This is a genomic window from Nonomuraea sp. NPDC001684 (assembly GCF_053596515.1).
Window position 1 is genome coordinate 1 of the sequence record NZ_JBSFGJ010000042.1, and the last position, 19,831, is coordinate 19,831.

Here is a 19,831-nt window from a genome sequence, read left to right on the forward strand (position 1 = left end):
GCCGCCCGTCGCGGCGATCTTGGCGGCCACCTCGACGCCGGGGACGGCGACGGCCGCGCCCGGCCCGCCCGCGTGCGTCCCCGCGGTCATCATCGCGGCCAGGTAGCGGGCCTGGACGGTCGTCATGGTGGTGCGGTACGGCTGCGGCCCCGCCTGGCCGAGCAGCGAGCCGTCCGGCAGGCTCACCTCCTCCACCAGGTACGGCCGCATCAGCACGCCGTTGTTGGCCACGGCCGCCGACAACATCGCCACCATCAGCGGCGTCGCCCGGTCCTGGTCCCGGCCGACGGCCGACAGGGCGGTCCGCGCCCGGTCCATGCCCTTCGGGTACGTGCTGGGCGCCGGGGCCATCGGCACGCGCAGGTCGCCGTCGCCGAACCCGAACGCCTCGGCCTGGTCCCTGAGGCTGTCCTGGCCGAGCTGCACCCCGATGCCCGCGAACGCGGTGTCGCACGAGGTCTGGAAGGCGCGCAGCAGCGTGGGCCGGGGCCTGCCGCACGAGCCGGCGATCGAGGCGGGCAGCCGCGGGCGGACGACGGCGTCCACGGGGGCCGTGGGCGTGTACTCGCCCGAGGCCAGCGCCGCGGCCGTGGTCACCACCTTGAACGTGGCCCCCGGCGGATAGACCTGGTCCAGCGCCCGGTTCAGCAGGGGCCGGCCGGGGGCGTCGCGCAGCCGGTCGAGGGCGCCGTCGAGCCGGGCGGGGTCGAAGGTGGCCAGCGTGTTGGGGTCGTAGGACGGGTAGCTGGCCAGGGCGAGGATCGCGCCGGTGGCCGGGTCGATGGCCACGGCCGCGCCGGGCACGCCGGCGGCCTCCAGGGCGTGGTAGGCGGCCCACTGGGTGCGCTGGCCGATGGTCAGCCGCACGTCGGCGCCGGCCACGTCGCCGTCGCTGACCATCGAGCGCACCTTGACCTTGGCGTCGTCGCCGGACAGGACGCCGTCCTCGGCCTCCTCCACGCCCGTGGACCGGTAGAGGGACAGGTAGCCGGTCACGGGGGCGTAGAGCTCGCCGTCGGTGTAGACCCGCTGGAACCGGTACGGGCCGCCGCCGGGCGTCGGGCGGCTCCTGGCCACGGTCGCGCCGTCGTAGGTCAGGATGTCGCCGCGCGGACGGGCGAACCGGGAGATGAGCGAGCGCTCGTTGCGGCGGTCGGCGTTGAGCCCCCGCGTCCCGAACGCCTGGACGACCGTGATGTGGGCCAGCAGGACGAACAGCAGGGCCGCGCAGAGCACGGCCGTGCGGCCCAGCGGGACGTCGATCTGCTTCGCCCTGGTTCCCGCCATGGTCCTTGGTCTAACAACCGGACCACCAAGGCAGGGCTACAGGACGCTGCGGTAGTAGGAAATCTTGCGGTGGATGTAGTTCTGGCGCTCGGCCAGGTTGGCGATCTGGGCCTGGACCTGCCGGTCGTGCTCCTCCAGGAGCCTGATGCGGTCGGGGATCGTCTCGTCGCCGCCGCGGACGAGCTCGGCGAAGCGCAGCAGCATGGCGATGGGCATGCCGGTGTCGCGCAGGCAGCGGATCATGCCGAGCCAGCCGACGTCCTCCTCGCTGAACCTGCGCTGACCGGCCGCGTTGCGCTCCACGCGCTCCAGCAGGCCGATCTTCTCGTAGTAGCGGAGGGTGTCGAGGCTGAAGCCGGTCTCCTCGACGACCTCGGCGGGGGTGTACACGCTCACGCGTCCCAGTCTTTCACCTGGAGCGCACTCCAGGTCAACGACTTGACATGGAGTGCGCTCCAGGTCCGAGGGTCTGCCCCATGAACATCGCACTCGGCACCATCCCGTTCGGCACCGGCGTCGGCCTGCGGGAGACCTTCGCCATCCTCGACCGCTTCCAGGACGCCGGCGGCACCATGCTGGACACCGCCGACAACTACCCCTTCTGGAACGAGGGCTGCACCGGCGACGAGAGCGAGGAGGCCATCGGCGCCTGGCTGGCCGCGCGCGGCAACCGGGACCGGATCTTCATCGGCACCAAGGGCGGGGCCCGGCCGAGCGTGCCCGGCGACCGCACCCTCGACTCGGCCGAGGGCCTGTCGGCGGCGGCCGTCGCGCGGGCCGCCGAGGGCAGCCTGTGCAGGCTGCGGACCGACTACGTGGACCTGTACTGGTCACACATCGAAGACCGTTCGGTGCCGCTGCACGAGACGCTCGGCGCTCTGAACACGCTGGCCGAGCAGGGCAAGGTCCGCGCGCTGTGGGCCTACAACACGCTGATGGCGGGGGCCTACACGCGGGCCGACCGGCCCATGCCGGAGATCTACGACCACCCGGGCACCGCCCGTCGCCTGGCCGTGCTGCGCGAGGTCGCCGGCGAGCTGGGCGCGACGCCCAACCAGGTGGTGCTGGCGTGGCTGATGGCCGACGGCCACGTGCCCGTGGTCGGCGTGTCCACGACGGCCCAGCTCGACGAGGTCGTCGGCGCGGCGGACGTCAAGCTGGACGCCGAGCTGCGCGCCCGCCTGGACGCCGTCGCCTAGGGGATCAGGGCAGATGGTCGGCGAGGTAGCGGCGGACGAGCTGCTTGCACTCGGCGATCAGGTCGGCGTCGCCGCCGGGATCGGCCCGGAAGGCGAGCTTGAGCACGGCGTCGGTGGCCTCGACGGCCACCACGAGCGCCCGGTCGAGCCCGGGGCCCGCGGGCGCGTCGAGCAGAGCGAGGGTGAGGGCGCGCAACCGGTCGGCCACGATGACGTTGTTGTCGAGGGCGCTGTCGAGCGTGCGTTTGGTGCCCTCCAGCGGCGGCCCGCCCGGGGTGGGCAGGACCTCGCCGAAGTCGACCACCGCGAACCCGGGGGTGGTGCGCTTCATGTCGACGAACTCGTCGATGGCCAGGTCGACCAGGTCGGTCCAGTGGCCGAGATCGGCCTCGGCGATGCGCTGGGTGACCCGCTGGAGGAACGCCTCCAGGTTGCGCAGCGCGAGGGCGCGCACCAGGCCCTGCTTGTCGTGGAAGAACTGGTAGAAGGTGCCGATGGGGACCTCGGCGCGGCGCGCGACCTCCTTCGTGGTCAACGCCTCGTAGCCCACCTCGTCGAGCAGGAGCGCGCACTCGTCGAGCATCCGCTCCACCCGCTCCACGCTCCGGCGCTGGGCGGGACGGCGGCGCAAGGTACTCGTCATGCTCCCCATCCTGGCTTATTACCAGCAGGTACAGACCGGCCACTTTGCCGTCCGTTAACATGAGCCATACTCGCATAAAGGAGCCGAGATGTTCTTATGGGGTACGGCGACCGCCGCCTACCAGATCGAGGGCGCGGTGGCCGAGGACGGCCGGGGCGCGTCCATCTGGGACACCTTCGCCCACGAGCCCGGCCGGACCAGGGACGGCCACACCGGGGACGTGGCCTGCGACCACTACCACCGCTGGCGCGAGGACGTCGCCCTCATGTCCGGCCTCGGCGTGAACGCCTACCGCTTCTCCATCGCCTGGCCGCGGGTGCAGCCGCTCGGCGCCGGCGAGGTGAACCCGGCGGGCCTCGACTTCTACGAACGCCTCACCGACGGCCTGCTGGCGGCCGGCATCCAGCCCGTGCCGACGCTCTTCCACTGGGACCTGCCCCAGGCCCTCCAGGACCGCGGCGGCTGGACCGACCGCGACACGGCCGGCCGCTTCGCCGACTACGCCGCGATCGTCGCCGAGCGCCTGGCCGACCGCATCCCGCTGTGGATCACCCTGAACGAGCCGTTCGTGCACATGGCCTTCGGCCACGCCATGGGCATCCACGCCCCCGGCCAGGCCCTGCTGCTCGACGCCCTCCCCGTCGCCCACCACCAGCTCCTCGGCCACGGCCTGGCGGTCGCGGCCCTGCGCGCGGCGGGCGCGCGGCAGGTGGCCATCACCAACAACTGCACGCCGGTCTGGCCCGCGTCGCGGGAGGAGGCGGACGTCAAGGCCGCCGACGCCTACGACGTCCTGCACAACCGGCTGTTCAACGACCCGGTGCTGCTCGGGAGGTATCCGGATCTCTCGGCCTACACCTCCGACCTCGACTTCATCCGCGAGGGCGACCTGGAGACCATCTCCGCCCCCCTGGACGCCCTCGGCATCAACTACTACAACCCCACCCGGATCGCCGCCCCGCCGCCCGGCGAGGTGCTCCCGTTCACCGACACCGGCGTCACGGGGTATCCCACGACCGCGTTCGGCTGGCCGGTCGTGCCCGACGGCCTGCGCGAGCTCCTGACCGGCCTCAAGGCCCGGTACGGCAGCGCGCTCCCGCCGATCCACGTCACCGAGAACGGCTGCTCCCAGCCCGACGAGCTCACCCCGCAGGGCACGGTCGAGGACCAGGCCCGCATCGACTACCTGCGCGGCCACATCGACGCCGTCATGGCCGCGCGGGCCGAGGGCGTGGACGTGCGCGGCTACTTCGTCTGGTCGCTGCTGGACAACTTCGAGTGGGCCGAGGGCTACCACCAGCGCTTCGGCCTGGTGCACGTGGACTTCGCCACGGGCCGCCGCACCCCGAAGGCGTCCTACGCGTGGTACCGGGAGCGGGTCGCTCAGAACACCGAGACGTGAACGTGGTCGTAGTGGTTGGCGGTCACGCCGCCCCGGTCGGACATGGGGTCCCAGCCTCCGCCTGACCGGATGTCGTAGTAGCGCTGCTTCCAGATGATGTACATGACGCCGATCCGCGCGCCGTTCTTGATGAGCCATTCGGCCAGGGCGTCCCCGCGGTCGGCGTCGGCCCCGGAGGCCATGGTGCCGCCGCGGGACATCATGAAGTCGCAGGCCCGGCCCTTGCCGTGCTCGCCGGGGTCGCCGGGGCGCAGGCAGCCCACGCCGTACTTCATCGGGAAGTTCTGCATGATCTCGGCGCGTACCGCGATCATGCGCGGGGTCAGGCCCTCGGCGCCGCCGGGCTGCTGGAAGCCGTACTTGGCGAGCAGGCGCTCGATCTCGCGCCGCTTGCCCTGAAGGGTCCTGATCTCCTTCTTCAGCTTGTTGATCTTGTCGTTGGCGTTGAGCTTGGCCTCTTTGGACTTCGCGATGAGCTTCTGGATGCTCTGGACGCGCTCGGTCCGCTCGGCGGCCATGTACGACATGTTCGCCGCCTGCCCGAGCGCGATGGCCGGGTCGACGCTGAGGCCGAACAGCTGCATGCCGTCGAGGGGGCCGTTGACGTACGTCTGGCGCGCGATCTCGGCCACGCCGGCCTGGGCCGCGGCCAGGCGCGCCGCCAGGTCGCCGGAGGTGTCGGTGGCGTTCTTGGCCTGGATCCTGATCTCCTCCAGGCTCTGGATCTGGCCGCGGTAGAGGTCGTTGAGCCGGGACGCCTGTTTGGTGAGTCTGCGCAGCTCGTCGATGTTGGGATCGGCCGACGCCGGCTGCGGGGAGGCGAGCCCGAGCAGCCCGGAGAGGACGACGAAGACCGCGGCGAGCCGCCAGATCCTCACACCCGTCCCCTCCTCGCATAGACGGACCGAAACTATAGAAGATGATCTTGATGGCTGTCATCCGAACCAGCCAACTGACGCACCTTTGGCGAGGTACATGGTCCTTTGTCGGAAATAAGGAAGATCTAAAAGATTGGGCCTTGTGGAGGGCTTGATCCCGGTCTGAGATGGCGATCGAACTCGTCTCTGCGAAGGGGCAGATCGTGTCTCGAATCATGACCATCGCCGCGGCCGTGCTCCTCGGCCTGGGCACCTCCCTCGTCCCCCTCACCGCCGAGGCGTCGGTCGATCCGCTGCCGCCCGGCGACCGCATCGACCTCTACCAGGTGGACGGCAAGCCGGGCACCGCCCAGCTCCTGCGGGAGAAGGGCTTCGACGTCGTCCAGCACGACAACGGCGGCGACAAGGAGCACGTCGAGCTGACCGCCGCCCAGGCCGACCTGGCCGGGCTGGCCAAGCTCGGCCTGCGGCCCGAGCCGGTGCGCAACCCGCAGGGACAGAGCAACCTCCAGGCCGCCAAGGCCCAGGCGGCCGGCGGCTACACCGTGTGGCGGTCGTACTCCGAGCGGGGCGGCATCGCCGACCAGCTCAGGGCGATCGCGAACGCCAACAGGGACATCGTCGAGCTGCAGTCCATCGGCAGGACGCTCAAGGGCCAGGACATCCTCGCCGTCAAGGTCTCCACGGGCGCCCGGCTGCTGCCCGACGGGCTCAAGCCCGCCACGCTGTACTCGGCCACCCAGCACGCCCGCGAGTGGATCGCCGCCGAGGTGGACATGCGGCTGCTGAAGTACGTGATCGCCAACAGGTCGGCGCTGCGGGACCTGCTCAACCGGACCGAGCTGTGGTTCGTGCCGGTGGCCAACCCCGACGGCTACGACTTCACCTTCACCGAGGGCAACCGCCTGTGGCGCAAGAACCTGCGCGACAACGACGGCGACGGGAAGATCGGCAACGGCGACGGCGTGGACCCGAACCGCAACTTCCCCACGAACTTCCGCTACGACGAGGAGGGCTCGTCGAGCATCCCGAGCAGCGAGACCTTCCGCGGGACCGGCCCGGCCAGCGAGCCGGAGACCAGGGCCATGGACGGCCTGCTCAACCGGGTCAGGTTCGAGATGAACCTGAACTACCACTCCTACGGCCCGCTGCTGCTCTACCCCAGCGGGTTCCAGATCGCCACGAAGACCGCCGACAACCCGATCTACGAGGCCCTGACCGGCGACGACGACGCCCCGGCCGTCCCCGGGTTCGACCCCGACCTCGGCGCGGAGCTCTACACCACGAACGGCGACACCAACGACCACGCCCACGCCAGGTACGGCACCCTGTCCTGGACGCCGGAGCTCGACGAGGGCTGCGACGGCTGCGGGTTCGTCTTCCCCGACGACGAGGCGGCCGTGCAGGCGGAGTTCGAGAAGAACCTGCCGTTCGCGCTCGACGTCGCCAGGTCCGCGGCCGACCCGGCCGAGCCGGTCAGCCACCTGGGCAACAGGACGCCCGACTTCGTGCTCGACCCGTTCGAGTTCAGCTACGGCACCGACCAGGCCGTCCAGGTCACCGCCAAGCGGAGGATCGGCCCCGTCCTGCTCAACTACCAGGTCAACGGCGGCCGGACGAGGGTCGCGCCGACCGGCGAGTGGAAGGGCGGCGAGCGGTACGGCAAGGGCTACGACCGCTATTACCACCGGCTGCGCGGCACGATCACCGGCACCCGGCCGGGCGACAAGGTCAAGGTCTGGTTCAGCGCGATCGGCAGGAAGAGCGGCGACTTCACCTACACCGTGCAGGACGACATCGGCGGCAAGGTGCTCGTGCTGGCCACCGAGGACGTCACCGGCCTCAGCCCGGCCCAGGGCGGGACCGAGGCCAAGTACGCCGCCGACTACGTCAAGGCGCTCCAGGACGCCGGCTATCCGACCGACGTCTACGACATGGACAAGATGGGCCGCAGGGCCCCGCACCCGCTCGGCGTGCTCAGCCACTACAAGGCGGTGGTCTGGGAGACCGGCGACGACGTCATCCCCCGCTCCCCCGGACAGGTCGCCGGCACCACGTCGAAGGGCGGCGTGGACACCGAGCTGGCGGTGCGCGACTATCTGAACGAGGGCGGCAAGCTGCTGCACGCCGGCAAGTACCCCTCGTACGCGGCCAACAACAACGGCGCGTACTACTACGAGCCCGACCAGCCCGGCCACCCCGAGTGCACGGTCCCCGACGACCCGCCGTGCATCCAGGTGTTCAACGACTTCCAGCAGTACTGGCTGGGCGCCTACGTCTTCTTCGACGACGGGGGCGCCGACCAGGCGAGCGGGCAGCCGTTCGCGCTGAAGGGCAACGGCGGCGCGTTCGAGGGCTTCGCCGGCACGCTGCAGCCCAGCCACACCAACTCGTTCGTGGCCACCTCGGCCATCCTGCCCCCGGCGCAGTTCCCGCTGTTCGCGAGCTCGGCCCAGGTCAAGTGGGTGCGCCCCGGCGGCCCCTTCGACCCCCACACCGGCTCCTGGGACGTCTACAGCGGCATCGCCGACGTCTCCTGGAAACGGCTGACCACGACCGTGGACCTGACCGGCAGGAGCTCCGGCGACCTGTCGTTCTGGACCTCCTACGACACCGAGGCCGACTGGGACTTCCTGACGGTCGAGGCGCACACCGCGGGCGCCGACGACTGGACCACCCTCCCCGACGTCAACGGCCACACCTCGCAGAGCACCGGCGAGAGCTGCAAGGCCGAGAACAGCGGCGGCTGGCGGGTGATCCATCCGTTCACGCGGCACTACCAGGGCGCGGCCTGCGAGCCGACCGGGTCCTCCGGCGCGTGGCACGCCGCCTCGGGCAACTCCGGCGGCTGGCAGCAGTGGAAGGTGGACCTGACCCCGTACGCGGGCAAGCGGGTCGAGCTGTCGATCTCCTACGTCAGCGACTGGTCCACCCAGGGCGCGGGCGTCTTCCTCGACGACGCCAAGGTCACCCTGGACGGCGCGGCGGCCGGTGACACGTCCTTCGAGTCCGACCTCGGCGGCTGGGCCGTCGCCGCGCCGCCGGCCGGCTCGGCCCCCTCGATCAACAACTGGTTCCGCACCGACCAGGTCTTCGAGGAGGGCGGCGGCATCGTCACCGCGGACACCGTCTATCTGGGCTTCGGCGTGGAGAGCCTGACCGGCCAGGCCGCGCGTGCGGACCTGGTCAAGCGGTCGATGCGGCACCTGCTGGGCGACCCCCGCTAGCGACGCCCCGAGGGGCGCGGCACACCGCTGCCGCGCCCCTCTTGCGCGCCCGGACAGAACATGGTTCGGTCGCCTTGAGGCGTACGCCCAACAAGCAAGCATTCGGTCAAGCAGGAGGCTCACGACATGCGCCAGCACGACAAGCTGTTCATCGGGGGCGAATGGGTGACCCCCGCCGGCACCGGGACGATCGACGTCATCTCCCCCCACACCGAGGAGGTCGTGGGCCGCGTCCCCGACGGCGCCGCCGAGGACGTGGAACGCGCGGTGGCCGCCGCCCGCCAGGCGTTCGACCACGGGCCGTGGCCGCGCATGACGTTCGCCGAGCGGGCCGCCGTGATCGAGCGGCTGGCCGCGATCTACAACGAGCGCCAGGGCGAGATGGCCGCCCTGATCACCGAGGAGATGGGCTCGCCGATCACCTTCTCCAACCTCGCGCAGGCGCCGCAGCCGCTCGGCATGCTGCAGTTCTACGCCGGGCTGGGCCAGGAGTTCGCCCAGGAGGAGGAGCGTCCCGGACTGTTCGGGCCGATCACCGTGCGGCGCGAGCCGGTCGGCGTCGTCGCGGCCGTCGTCCCGTGGAACGTGCCCCAGTTCGTGACCATGACCAAGGTCGCGCCCGCGCTGCTGGCCGGGTGCACGATCGTGCTCAAGCCCGCGCCCGAGACGCCGCTGGACGCGTACCTGCTGGCCGAGTGGGCCGCCGAGGCCGGGATCCCGGCGGGCGTGCTCAACATCGTGCCCGCCGGGCGCGAGGTGAGCGAGCACCTGATCTCCCACCCCGGCGTCGACAAGGTGGCCTTCACCGGCTCCACCGCCGCCGGCCGCCGCATCGCCTCCATCTGCGGCGAGCAGCTCAAGCGGGTCAGCCTGGAGCTCGGCGGCAAGTCCGCCGCGATCATCCTGGACGACGCCGACCTGCAGGCCAGCATGGGCTTCCTGGCCATGGCCACGCTGATGAACAACGGCCAGGCGTGCGTCGCCCAGACCCGCATCCTGGCCTCCCGCAGCCGGTACGACGAGGTCGTGGACGCCGTGGCGAACATGGTCAACTCCCAGCCCGTCGGCGACCCGGCCGACCCGGCGACCGGCATCGGCCCGCTGGTGGCCAAGCGCCAGCAGGAGCGCGTCGAGGGCTACATCAAGATCGGCATGGACGAGGGCGCCAAGGTCGTCGTCGGCGGCCTCGACCGTCCCCGTGACCGCGGCTGGTACGTCGCCCCCACGGTCTTCGCCAACGTCAGCAACGACATGCGCATCGCCCGCGAGGAGATCTTCGGCCCGGTCCTGGCGGTGATCCCGTACGAGGACGAGGCCGACGCCCTGCGCATCGCCAACGACAGCGACTACGGCCTGGCCGGCACGGTCTGGACGGCCGACGCCGAGCGCGGCATGAACGTCGCCCGCCAGGTGCGCACCGGCACCTACGGCGTCAACTGCTTCATGCTGGAGTCGAACGCGCCCTTCGGCGGCTTCAAGGCCAGCGGCATCGGCCGCGAGCTCGGCCCCGAGGGCCTGAACGGCTACCTGGAGTACAAGACGATCGCCCGGCTGGGCTAGCGGCGGGCGAAGAGGGGGCCCCGCGCGCCGCGGGGCCCCCTCTTGCGGGCCGGGGAGGGCACCCAGCGTGCCCCCGCGACGCTAGGTGCCGGATCCGCCGCCTACAGTCGGCGACTGCCCGGCTACTGAAGTATGTCCCACGGTCACCGCGAAGGCGGTTTCCGTCCCCGAGGACTTTTCTCCTGGCGGATCCTTTCCATCCGTCTTAGGTAGACGGGTATTACTCACGAAAGGTTCGAGGAGATCCATTTACCGATACGCCGGATGAGTTCGGGGCTGGCGGCCGACTCCGCGTGCCCGTAACCCGGCTCGATCCACAGCTCCTTGGGCTCGCGGGCGCCGTCGTAGAGCTGGTGGGCGTGGTCCAGCGGGAAGAAGGCGTCGGCGTCGCCGTGCACGACCAGCAGCGGGGCGGGCGAGACCAGGGCGGCGGCCTCGTGCGGCGGCATCGGGATCGGGTCCCACTGGCCGCTCGCGATCCTGGTGCGCTTGGCCAGCCGGGCGGCGAACCTGCCGAACGGCTGCTCGATGGCCCAGTGGACCTGACGCATGGGCTTGGTGCCCCGGTAGTACCAGCGCGCCGGGCCGCTGACCGCCGCCACCGCGTCCACGCCCCGGCGCAGCGCCGCGTGCCGGACGGCCACCGCCGCGCCCATGGAGAAGCCCACGACCGCGATCCGCCGGTAGCCGACCACGCGGGCATGCCGTACGGCGGCCTCCACGTCGAGGATCTCCAGGTCGCCGACCGTCGTCTCGCCGCCCGAGCGCCCGTGGCCGCGGAAGTCGAAGGCGAGCACGCCGCCGTAGCCGCTGAGCACGTGCGCGATGCGGCGGGCGGTGCGCTCGCGCCAGGATCCGGTGAAGCCGTGCGCCATGACGATCCCGATGTCCCCGGCCGCCGAGGGGGTGTGGGCGGCGTCGATGCGGACACCGTCCTCGGTCCTGAGCATCACCGGGAAATGTGGCGCGAAAGGCATGAATACCAGCTTATTCGTGGTCCGTTTCCAGGCCGTGCCCGGTGGCCCACACCGCGATCTGGGCCCGGGAGGCGAAGCCCAGCTTCTCCATGATGTTGGCGACGTGCCGGGCCACCGTGGCCGGACTGATCACCAGCTTCAACGCGATGGCCCGGTTGCTCAGCCCGCCCGTGAGCAGCGCGGCGATCTCCAGCTCCCGGCCGGTCAGCCCGCCCTGCCAGGCCCCCGGCGGCGGCCCGGACGGCCCCGCCGGAACGGCCTGGCCGGGATCGAGCACGCGCCTGGCGACCTCGTCGGGCGACTGCCGGGCCCCCTTGGCCCACAGCAGCGACACCCGGCCCTCGCCGAGCCCGGCCCTGGCCCGCGTGAGCAGCTCCTGGACCGGGCCCGGGACGCCGTACTGGCCGATGGCCTCGCGCAGCGCGGTCGCGGCGGCGGCGGCCAGCACCGCGCCCTCCAGGTCGTCCTGCTCGGCCGCCAGCGCCGACATGGCCGTCAGCGCCCGCACCACGCCCCTGCGCTGGCCGGTGCGGGTGCTCAGGGCCAGGCTGGCGGCCAGGTGCAGCCGGGCGGCCGGATAGTCGTGCATCCGGGCCGCCACCCGGCCCAGCTTGGCCTGGCAGCGGGCCAGCTCAACCCGGTTGCCCATGTCCTCCAGCAACGGCAGGGCCGAGGTGTGGCAGGTCATGGCGGCCTCCAGGTCGCCCGCCGCCTCGGCCACCGCGCCCAGGTGGGTCAGCGCCCTGGCCAGCGTCCAGTGGTGGCCGGCCTCCCTGGCCAGGGCCAGCGCCTGTTCGCCGCGCCGGCGGGCCTGGCGGAGCTGGCCGCGGAACAGCGCCAGGTTGAGCTGCGCGATGCGGACCGTGGCCAGGTTGAACAGGTCGTCGTGGGCGGCGGCCGCCGCCTCCAGCTCCTCCAGGTAACGCAGCGCCTTCTCGCTCTGGCCGGTGCGGAAGAACACGGCCAGCGCCACGCTGTAGGTGACGCCCAGCCAGTGGGTGTACGGGTGCCTCTTCTGCTCCTCCACCCCCTGCACGACCAGCTCCTCGGCGCGGGCCAGCTCGTCGCAGATCTCCAGCCCGTACGCCAGGCCGCCCTTGGCCACGGCGACCACGTCGGAGGGCACCCTGGACAGGTCGAGCGCGAGCAGCCGCTGGTGCCAGCCGACGGTCTCGCCCAGCTCGCCGCGTACGGCGAGGATGGCCAGGGCGGCGCGGGCCAGGCGCAGCCCGAGCACCGGGTCGGCCGACTCCACCGCCCGCTCCACCGCCGCCCGGCAGTCGTCCATCAGCGCGCGGCCCCTGACGAAGTGCGGGACGCGGGCGGACCAGGGCATGCGCGGGTCGAGCGTGCCGGCCCGGTAACAGTGCTCCATCTCCTCGCAGATCACCCGCAGGTGCCGGTCGCGCAGCCGGGTCAGCTCGCCCGCCTCGGCCAGCCGCTCGGCGGCGTACTGCCTGATGGTCTCCAGCAGGCGGTAGCGCCCGTCGTGGTGGAGCACCAGCGACTTGTCGACCAGGCCGTTGAGCAGGTCGAGCAGTTCGGCCCTGGGCACGATGCCGCCGTCGGCGCACACCCGTTCGGCCACGGTCAGGTCGAACAGCCCGGCGAAGACCGACAGGCGGCGCAGCAGCACGCGCTCCTTGGGCCGCAGCAGGTCGTGGCTCCACTCGACGGTGGCCAGCAGGGTGCGCTGGCGGGCGGGCGCGGTACGGTCGCCCCTGGTCAGCAGGGTGAACCGGTCGCCGATGCGGTCGGCGATGCGGCCCGGGCTCATCAGGCTCGTGCGGGCCGCGGCCAGCTCCAGCGCCAGCGGCAGGCCGTCGAGCGCCCGGCACAGGCGCACGACGTCGTCCATGCTGCCGGTCACGGACCGTGCCCCCGCCGCCAGCGCCCGCTCGACGAACAGCAGCACGGACTCGGCGTCGGGATGGTGGTCGTCGGGCAGTTCCAGCGGCGGCACCCGCCAGACCAGCTCGCCGGGGATGCGCAGCGGCTCGCGGCTGGTGAGCAGGAAACGCAGCTGGGGGCAGTCGGCGATCAGGCCGGCGACCAGCTCGGCGCAGCGGTCGACCAGATGCTCGCAGTTGTCGAGCACGATCAGCGCCCTGGCCTCGCGCAGCCGTACGCGCAGGCCGTCCAGCAGCCGCCCCGGCGCCTCGTCGCGGACGCCGAGCACCCCGGCCATCTCGTTGACGATCAGCGCGGGGTCGGCCAGGCGGGCCAGCTCGACCAGCCAGACGCCGTCGGCGAAGCCCGGCGCGGCCCTGGCCGCCACCCGCAGCGACAGGCGGGTCTTGCCGATGCCGCCGACGCCGCTCAGCGTGACCACGCGTTCGTCGTGGACCAGCGTGCTCAGCTCGGTCAGGTCGCGCCCGCGGCCGACGAAACGGTTGGGCTCTGCGGGCAGGTTGTGCGGAATTGGCGGAGTCATGTCGGTGCCCAGGGTCAGCGGAGGATCACAGGTGCGCTCAGTCTCCACCTCCGGCCGACCGCGTGCGATCACTTTCCGTGGACTGTCCGCGACTGCGCGGATACGGATGCCGCCCGCCCAGCTCGGCCACGCTCATCACGATCCGCACCCGCGACTCCTCGGCCGCCTCCACCGCCTCCGGCACGTCGGAGATCATCACCCGGGCGCCGCTGGCCCGGATGCGCTCGCCCAGCCCGGCACGGTCGAGGTCGGCGGGCACCGGCCAGACGACGCCGCCCGCCGCCATCACCGCGTCCGCCGCCACCAGCAGGTCGGGCCCCACGGGCAGGCAGACGAGCACCGTGTCGCCCGCGCGCACCCCTCTGCGCCGCAACTGGGCGGTCGCGATCGCCGACCGCTCGTCCAGTTGCTTCTCGGTGAGCTCCACGCCCGTGCCGGAGTCCACCATGACGATGTGCTCATCCATGGCGTCCACGGTAGGGAGGGGGTCACGTGCCTACATGGGGCGGAATATGCAGATCCCTATGCAGAAGCGCTGGGGTGCTCGGCGGCCCACACCGCGATCTGCGCGCGCGAGGTGTACCCCAGCTTCTCCATGATGTTGGCGATGTGCCGGGCGACCGTGGCCGGGCTGATCACCAGCTCCTCGGCGATGGCCCGGTTGGACAGGCCGCGGGTGAGCAGGCCGGCGATCTCCAGCTCGCGCACGGTCAGCAGCGAGTGCCTGACCGGCTCGGCCGGCGCGGGCGGCGGCGCCGCGGGCCGCTCCCCCGCCAGCACCTGGCGGGCGGCGGCGTCGGGGCTCATCGCCCGGCCGCGCGACCACAGGGAGGCCGTGCGGCCCTCGCCGAGCTTGGCGCGGGCGCGCGAGAGCAGCTCCTCGATCCGGATCGTGGCCGAGTGCTGGCCGATCGACTCGCGCAGCGTGGCCGCGGCGGCGGCGGCCAGCACCGCGCCGTCGAGGTCGCCCTCGTGCTCGGCCAGCACCGACAGGCCGGCCAGGCACCGGGCCACCCCCTGCCGCTGGCCGGTCTGCCGGCTCAGCGCGAGGCTGTCGGCCAGCCGCTCCCTGGCCGCGGCGAACTCGCCCAGCATGGCCGCGACCCGGCCCACCCTGGCCAGGCAGCGCGCCAGGTCCGAGTCGCTGCCCAGCTCGCACAACCACGGGACGGCCAGCTCGTAGCGGGACTTGGCGGTCTCCAGGTCGCCGCGGGCCTCGGCCACGGCGCCGAGCTGGGCGGCCATCCTGGCCATGAGCCAGCGGTGGCCGTGCTCGCGCGCCCGTGCCAGGGCCTCGTCGCCCAGCCGCTGGGCCTCGCGCAGCCGGCCCCTGGTCAGCGCCACCGCCGACAGCCCGGCCAGCCCCGCCGCCTGGTTCCAGGCGTCGCCCGACTCGGTGGCCTCGGCCAGGCCGCGCTCGGCGTGGTGCAGCGCCTCGTCGATGCGGCCCATGCGGAGCAGGACGACGACCACCAGGCTGTGCATGACGCAGCGGGTGAACACGTTCTCCTCGCCCAGCCCCGCCAGGCTCTCCGTGGCCACCTCCAGCGACCGGCTGAGCTCGTCGCGGGCCTCCAGCCCGTAGGCGAGGTACGCCTTGCCCTGCGCGACCTGCCCGTCGGGCACGGGTTCGAGGTCGAGCGAGAGCAGCCGCTCGATCCAGCCGACGATCTCGGTCAGGTTGCCGGAGATGGGCAGCAGGGCGGTGCTGGCGGCGCACAGGCGCAGGCCCAGCCGCGCGTTGCCGGACTCGGCGGCCCAGTCGAGGGCGGCCCGCTGGTCGTCGAGGAGCTGCTTGCTGGCCGTCAGGCACTCCAGTCGCTCCGGCCAGGGCACGCCCGGCCGGACCATCTCGGTCGTGAAGTGGCGTTCCTGCAGGTCGCACAGGACGGTGAGGTGCCGCTCGCGGACGTCCTCGCGCTCGCCGGCCCGCTCCAGCCGCTTCATCGCGTACCGCTTGATCGTCTCCAGCATGCGGTAGCGCCTGCGCTCCTCGTCGCACAGCACGAGGGACTTGTCGACCAGGCCGCCGAGGAGGTCGACGATCTCGTCCCGGGCGATGGGCCGCTCGGCGCAGACCTGCTCGGCCAGGTCGAGGTCGAAGTCGCGGGCGAAGACCGACAGCCGGCGCAGCAGCACCTGCTCCTTGGCCGACAGCAGGTCGTAGCTCCAGTCGACGGTGGCCAGCAGCGTGCGCTGCCGCGCAGGAGCGGTACGGCCGCCCGTGGTCAGCAGCGAGAAACGGTCGTCGAGCCGGTCGGCGATCTGCCCAGGGCTGAGCAGGCTCGTACGGGCCGCCGCCAGCTCCAGGGCCAGGGGCAGCCCGTCGAGCGCCTGGCACAGGCGGACCACGTCGGGCAGGCTGTCGGGGCCGAGCCGGGTGCCGCCGGCGGCGGCCCGGTCCATGAACAGCTGCACCGACTCGGCGTCGGCGTACCCCATCTCGGGCAGGTCGAGCGGCGGCACCCGCCAGATCAGCTCGCTGGCGATGCGCAGCGGCTCCCGGCTGGTGGCCAGGATGCTCAGCCGGGGGCAGCAGGCGACCAGCTCGGCGGCCAGCTCGGCGCACCCGTCGACCAGGTGCTCGCAGTTGTCGAGCAGCAGCAGGCAGCGCAGCTCGCGCAGCCGGGCGGTGACGGTGTCGAGCAGCGGGCGCCCGCTCTCCTCGCGCACCCGCAGCGCCCGGGCGATCTCCTGGACGATCTGCTCCGGACGGCTGACCCTGGCCAGCTCGACCAGCCACACCCCGCCCGGATAGCCGCCCACCAGCCCGGCGGCCACCCGCAGGGCCAGCCGGGTCTTGCCGATGCCGCCGACGCCGCACAACGTGACCACGCGCGTCTCGCCGAACAGCCCGCGCAGGTCGTCGAGGTCGCGTTCGCGGCCCACGAACCGATTGGGCTCTGCTGGAAGATTGTGCCGGGGGGCCTCTGGCATGTGTTCACCCTGCGTCGCCGAAGGATCACACTCTTCCACAGTGTCGCACTTTTCACAGGCCAAGCGAGCTGACGATCGCCCTTTCGTCCACAACGCGCAGAATGGGGTTTCCCAGCAGCCGCCTGGCGACGTCGTACGGCGCCACGACCATGGTGGCCCTGCGCTCGGCGGCCAGCACCCGGCAGCCGATGACGGTCGGCTCGTTGGCGGCGATCACGACGTGGGCGCCGGACATCAGGGCCAGGTCGAGCACCCGCAGCCCCTTGAGCAGGTCGCCGGCCGCGTTGACGACCACGTCGTCCTTGCCGACCACCAGGCGGGCGGCCAGGTTGCGCAGGTCGGCGGCGAGCTCGTCGTGGTCGAGCACGCGGCCGCCGCCCGGCGCCAGCGCCGCGCCCGCCAGCGGGCCGAACTCCAGCGGGCTCGCGTTGAGCAGCCCGGCGAACGGCAGCGCGCCGGGTGAGGGACGGAAGGCGTAGACCCGGTCCGCGGCGGGGCCGCCGGGCTCGCGGGGGCCGCGGGTGATCACCATGCGGACCGGGCCAGGGCCGCCCAGCACGGCGACGCCGCCCGCCCAGGCCACCGCGTGGACCGCCACCACCAGCGACGCCCCGAGCGGCAGGTCGATGAGGACGCGGTCGCCGTAGGCCAGCCCGTCGCGCCGCAGCCCGCCCGCCGCGCGGGTGACCCGCCTGGCGAACTGCGCGTACGACAGCACCTCGCCGGTCCTGACGTCGCTCACCGCCGGCTGGTCGCCCTTGCTCGGTGCCGAGCCCATAACCAGCTCTGTCCACGTCATGACGACAATGTAGGGACCGCGACGGCTCCTGCCATGCACACAAATGTGCAACCTGCTATGTACGTCCCGGCTCGCGCTCGTACAGCTCGGCGAGGGGGGCGAGCCGGTCGGCGGGCACGTTCAGGCGCAGGCGGGGCGGCCGCCCGCCTCACGTGCGGCCTCGCAGCAGGAAGGAGGCCGGCAACCCCAGGAGCAGCGCGAACCGCCCGCACGCGGCGAGCAGCGCCGGCCCTTCGTCCCTCACGGTTGCTCATCGCCCCGCCGCCCGTGATCCATGCGGGACGCCGGGAATCAGACGCGCCGGCCGATGCGTTCACCCCTACAGCGCCGCAGACGCCTTGTCCCGCTCTTGTCACGAGAGGGGATCAACTAGACTTGGTGGGTCGCGACTTCGCGCGGCCGCCCCCACGACACAGAGCGAGAAGTCATCATGCCTTTGAACAGCCGCGACGACCTGCGGAACATCGCGATCATCGCGCACGTCGACCATGGCAAGACCACACTGGTCGACGCCATGCTCTGGCAGTCCGGGGCCTTCCGCGCGAACCAGGACGTCGACGACCGGGTCATGGACTCCAACGACCTGGAGCGCGAGAAGGGCATCACCATTCTCGCCAAGAACACCGCCGTCCAGCACGGCGGCATGACCCTGAACATCATCGACACCCCGGGCCACGCCGACTTCGGCGGCGAGGTCGAGCGCGGCCTTTCCATGGTCGACGGTGTGGTGCTGCTGGTCGACGCCTCCGAGGGCCCGCTGCCGCAGACCCGGTTCGTGCTGCGCAAGGCGTTCGCCGCCAAGATGCCGGTCATCCTGTGCATCAACAAGGTCGACCGCCCCGACGCCCGCATCAAGGAGGTCGTCGACGAGGTCTACGAGCTCTTCATGGACCTCGACGCCACCGAGGAGCAGATCGACTTCCCGATCGTCTACGCCTCGGCCAAGGCCGGCCGCGCCTCCATGAACCGTCCCGACGACGGCGGCATGCCCGACTCGGAGGACCTGGAGCCGCTGTTCGACATCATCAAGTCGACGATCCCGGCGCCCACGTACGACCCCAGCGCCCCGCTGCAGGCGCACGTCACCAACCTCGACGCCTCCTCCTACCTGGGCCGCATCGCGCTGTGCCGGATCCACCAGGGCGTCATGCGCAAGGGCCAGCAGGTCGCCTGGTGCCGCACCGACGGCACGATCCAGAAGGTGAAGATCACCGAGCTGCTGATGACCGAGGCGCTGGAGCGCAAGCCGGCCGAGGAGGCCGGCCCCGGCGACATCATCGCCATCGCGGGCATCCCGGAGATCATGATCGGCGAGACGCTGGCCGACCCGGAGGACCCGCGCCCGCTGCCGCTGATCACGGTCGACGAGCCGGCGATCTCGATGACGATCGGCACCAACACCTCGCCGCTGGTCGGCAAGGTCAAGGGCTCGAAGGTCACCGCCCGCATGGTCAAGGACCGGCTCGACAAGGAGCTGGTCGGCAACGTGTCGCTGCGCGTGCTGCCCACCGACCGTCCCGACGCCTGGGAGGTGCAGGGCCGTGGTGAGCTGGCGCTGGCCATCCTCGTCGAGCAGATGCGCCGCGAGGGCTACGAGCTGACCGTCGGCAAGCCGCAGGTGGTCACCAAGACCATCGACGGCAAGGTGCACGAGCCGGTCGAGCGCCTGACGGTCGACTGCCCGGAGGAGTACCTCGGCGCGGTCACCCAGCTGCTGGCCGTCCGCAAGGGCCGCATGGAGCACATGACCAACCACGGCACCGGCTGGATCCGCATGGAGTTCGTGGTCCCGGCCCGCGGCCTGATCGGCTTCCGCACCGAGTTCCTGACCGAGACCCGCGGCACCGGCCTGGTCCACCACGTCTTCGACTCCTACGAGCCGTGGTTCGGCGAGCTGCGCACCCGCAACAACGGCTCGCTGGTGGCCGACCGGTCGGGCCCGGTGACCGCGTTCGCCATGCTCAACCTCCAGGAGCGCGGCACGCTGTTCGTCTCGCCGACCACCGAGGTCTACGAGGGCATGATCATCGGTGAGAACTCGCGTTCCGACGACATGGACGTGAACATCACCAAGGAGAAGAAGCTCACGAACATGCGCTCGTCCACGAGCGAGGAGACCGAGAAGGTCATCCCGCCGCGGACGCTCTCGCTGGAGCAGGCGCTGGAGTTCATCCGCGAGGACGAGTGCGTGGAGATCACGCCCGACGCGGTCCGCATCCGCAAGGTCGTGCTCGACGCCGCCGCCCGCGGCCGCGCCGCCGCCCGCGCCAAGCGCGCCTGATTCGTTCTCTCCGCACACGGCCGCGTGTCACCTTTTCCGGTGGCACGCGGTTTCCGTGTCAGAGGGGCCTGTCAACGGGCGGCCCGAGCACGCGCGATGGAACGCCTCTCCCGGGTCACGGTGTAAAGAAACGTGGTCATGAGACCATCTGTGATAACACCGTGACCCTATGCCATAGAACATTTCGGCATGCCGGAGAATCATCCC

Annotated in this window: 14 protein-coding genes; 5 read left to right on the forward strand and 9 right to left on the reverse strand. The window is 71.9% G+C overall.

Going from position 1 to position 19,831, the window contains the following annotated elements; genetic code table 11:
- The coding region (locus tag ACWCSD_RS11470; RefSeq protein ID WP_449914192.1) for a penicillin-binding transpeptidase domain-containing protein at positions 1-1,287 on the reverse strand (1,287 nt) is incomplete at its 3' end.
- 36 nt (positions 1,288-1,323) lie between these two features.
- Complete coding sequence (locus tag ACWCSD_RS11475; protein WP_397164667.1) at positions 1,324-1,683, reverse strand: MerR family transcriptional regulator; 360 nt, start codon at positions 1,681-1,683, stop codon at positions 1,324-1,326.
- Positions 1,684-1,763: 80 nt separating this feature from the next.
- Here ACWCSD_RS11475 and ACWCSD_RS11480 point away from each other — a divergent pair, with 80 nt between their 5' ends.
- Positions 1,764-2,486, forward strand: coding sequence for an aldo/keto reductase (locus tag ACWCSD_RS11480; protein WP_449914194.1), 723 nt, complete (start codon positions 1,764-1,766; stop codon positions 2,484-2,486).
- A 4-nt stretch (positions 2,487-2,490) separates the two neighbouring features.
- Here the strand turns inward: ACWCSD_RS11480 and ACWCSD_RS11485 are convergent, their stop codons facing one another.
- Positions 2,491-3,129: a TetR family transcriptional regulator gene (locus ACWCSD_RS11485; RefSeq protein WP_387670949.1), complete on the reverse strand. Its 639-nt coding sequence runs from the start codon at positions 3,127-3,129 to the stop codon at positions 2,491-2,493.
- An 88-nt stretch (positions 3,130-3,217) separates the two neighbouring features.
- Here ACWCSD_RS11485 and ACWCSD_RS11490 point away from each other — a divergent pair, with 88 nt between their 5' ends.
- Complete coding sequence (locus tag ACWCSD_RS11490; protein WP_449914196.1) at positions 3,218-4,531, forward strand: GH1 family beta-glucosidase; 1,314 nt, start codon at positions 3,218-3,220, stop codon at positions 4,529-4,531.
- Here the strand turns inward: ACWCSD_RS11490 and ACWCSD_RS11495 are convergent.
- Entirely contained in the window at positions 4,513-5,409 is an 897-nt protein-coding gene (locus ACWCSD_RS11495; RefSeq protein WP_449914197.1) for a coiled-coil domain-containing protein, read from the reverse strand. The two genes, ACWCSD_RS11490 and ACWCSD_RS11495, sit on opposite strands and share 19 nt — an antisense overlap.
- 203 nt (positions 5,410-5,612) lie before the next feature.
- Between ACWCSD_RS11495 and ACWCSD_RS11500 the strand changes: the two genes are divergently transcribed.
- Together ACWCSD_RS11500 and ACWCSD_RS11505 are read left to right on the forward strand one after the other, a co-directional pair.
- The gene (locus tag ACWCSD_RS11500) at positions 5,613-8,636 is read left to right on the forward strand and encodes a M14 family zinc carboxypeptidase (RefSeq protein ID WP_449914199.1); all 3,024 of its coding nucleotides are present in this window, start codon (positions 5,613-5,615) and stop codon (positions 8,634-8,636) included.
- 126 nt (positions 8,637-8,762) lie between these two features.
- Positions 8,763-10,196 (forward strand): aldehyde dehydrogenase, encoded by a 1,434-nt coding sequence (locus ACWCSD_RS11505; RefSeq protein WP_449914201.1) that lies wholly within the window; start codon positions 8,763-8,765, stop codon positions 10,194-10,196.
- A 224-nt stretch (positions 10,197-10,420) separates the two neighbouring features.
- Here the strand turns inward: ACWCSD_RS11505 and ACWCSD_RS11510 are convergent, their stop codons facing one another.
- The 5 genes from ACWCSD_RS11510 to ACWCSD_RS11530 are packed head-to-tail and all read right to left on the reverse strand — an operon-like array spanning position 10,421 to position 17,343.
- Positions 10,421-11,173 (reverse strand): alpha/beta hydrolase, encoded by a 753-nt coding sequence (locus ACWCSD_RS11510; protein WP_397164657.1) that lies wholly within the window; start codon positions 11,171-11,173, stop codon positions 10,421-10,423.
- Between the two features lie 10 nt (positions 11,174-11,183).
- Complete coding sequence (locus tag ACWCSD_RS11515) at positions 11,184-13,607, reverse strand: LuxR C-terminal-related transcriptional regulator (RefSeq protein ID WP_449914203.1); 2,424 nt, start codon at positions 13,605-13,607, stop codon at positions 11,184-11,186.
- 37 nt (positions 13,608-13,644) lie between these two features.
- The gene (locus tag ACWCSD_RS11520) at positions 13,645-14,073 is read right to left on the reverse strand and encodes an AMP-binding protein (RefSeq protein WP_357996525.1); all 429 of its coding nucleotides are present in this window, start codon (positions 14,071-14,073) and stop codon (positions 13,645-13,647) included.
- Positions 14,074-14,129: 56 nt separating this feature from the next.
- On the reverse strand, positions 14,130-16,544 hold the full coding sequence (locus tag ACWCSD_RS11525; RefSeq protein ID WP_397164654.1) for a LuxR C-terminal-related transcriptional regulator: 2,415 nt from the start codon (positions 16,542-16,544) through the stop codon (positions 14,130-14,132).
- Between the two features lie 52 nt (positions 16,545-16,596).
- Positions 16,597-17,343: an AMP-binding protein gene (locus ACWCSD_RS11530; protein WP_352352129.1), complete on the reverse strand. Its 747-nt coding sequence runs from the start codon at positions 17,341-17,343 to the stop codon at positions 16,597-16,599.
- A 430-nt stretch (positions 17,344-17,773) separates the two neighbouring features.
- On the opposite strand from ACWCSD_RS11530, the gene typA reads away from it, so the two are divergent.
- Complete coding sequence (gene typA, locus ACWCSD_RS11535) at positions 17,774-19,624, forward strand: translational GTPase TypA (protein WP_387670969.1); 1,851 nt, start codon at positions 17,774-17,776, stop codon at positions 19,622-19,624.
- The last annotated feature ends 207 nt before the right edge of the window (positions 19,625-19,831 follow it).